The following is a 1,376-nucleotide window of genomic DNA, read 5'->3' on the forward strand; positions in this document are numbered from 1 at the left end:
AATCGGACGCTCCTCCCGCTGGGCTGCGGCCGTTATGCGGGCAGCAGTGAAGCCGTTGTCAATCAACTGCGGGATTCGTTCGGGAAGTTCCCCCTCAAGGCGTTGAGCCTCGTGACCCGCGAAACTGAAGGCAGGAGGTACTTGGGCGACTTCGACGGCGCCTGGTACGTCCCGACGCTCAACTCCGGCGCCGAAGACGTCATCACCGAGAACGGAGTCGATCACGTTGTTTTCCAGACGGCGTGGCGGTCTGGCAATCCCTGGCTCTTTGCAATTAGGGCGGACTGAACATGGCCTACTTCACCGGAACAGCGAACAACCCGTCGGATCTGCTGGGCAAGCTCCGCACCCACGCTGAAACCCTCGGCTGGGTCACCGACCGCGCCTCGGCATCGGAATGGCTTTGTCACAACGCCGACGGCTACTGGTCATTCAACGCCGGTTCCAATCAATGGCAGCTCGCCGGCAATACGGGGTTCGATAACGGCCTGGCGTGGAACGCGCAGCCGGGCAGCTCGGTGCAGAACAACCCGTATTCGTCGAAAGAAGCAACCATAGCGCAGCTCAGCGCCGGGCCATTCACGCGCTATCACCTGTTCGCCACCGCTGCCTATCTGCACCTTCACGTCGAAATCGCTGCCGGTCAGTTCCGTCCAGTGATGATCGGCTCCCTGAACAAGCGTGGCGTCGCCTATACAGGCGGTCAGTATGTTTGCGGCTCGTTCATCTACAGCCCTGGCCAAGCGCTGACAAACAATTGGTCGTCGCACCCCTTCGATGGCTATCACATTCGGTACAGTGGCGGCGGCAGCGTGCTGCGGCTGGACAGCCTCGACGGTAGCCCATCGCCGGACTGGTTGCCGTTCGACTACACAACGAACGTCTCCCGGCGCGTCGTCGGCCCCGGTCGCGGAAACTACAGCAGTCAGTACCATCCCGACGTGGGGCTGATCGACGCGAGCGCCAACGAGCTGAACAGCTCGACCAACGTGGTGCCGTGCGCCATCTATGCGTTCGGCGCTCAGCAGCGTTCGAGGTACATTGGCGAAGCGCCCGATTTCGGTCTGTGCCGGATGGACTTCCTCGCGCCTGGGGACTCGATCACCATCGGAACCGACACATGGCGCGTCTTCCCTTTGCTGCAGCGCGGAACAGCCAGCGATTTCGGCAACACCAGCGCGCTGGTCGGCTATGCATTCCGGGTGGTCGAGTAGAAATGGCGACCTTCCCCGGATTTCAGGTACCTCGGCCGGTCGAAGCGGTCGTTGCCGGCATCACCCCGAACATCTCCGCTCTGTTCCTGAACCAGGACATCACCCTCGGCTCGGCCAGCGCCTCGATCTGGGCTGGCAGCTATGCGGCACACCAGCCGGTTG

1 protein-coding gene and 1 pseudogene are annotated in these 1,376 nt (G+C 62.3%); both read left to right on the plus strand.

What is annotated here, in order from left to right; all coding sequences use genetic code 11:
* Nucleotides 1-288 (plus strand): annotated as a pseudogene (locus HMPREF2924_RS28805) (hypothetical protein); the annotation flags it as partial.
* Between the two features lie 2 nt (nucleotides 289-290).
* A complete protein-coding gene (locus HMPREF2924_RS28810) occupies nucleotides 291-1,214 on the plus strand; it encodes a hypothetical protein (RefSeq protein WP_016852453.1) in 924 nt (307 codons plus the stop codon).
* Nucleotides 1,215-1,376 lie beyond the last annotated feature (162 nt).

It is taken from the genome of Pseudomonas sp. HMSC063H08 (assembly GCF_001813645.1).
Classification (GTDB): Bacteria; Pseudomonadota; Gammaproteobacteria; order Pseudomonadales; family Pseudomonadaceae; genus Pseudomonas; species Pseudomonas aeruginosa.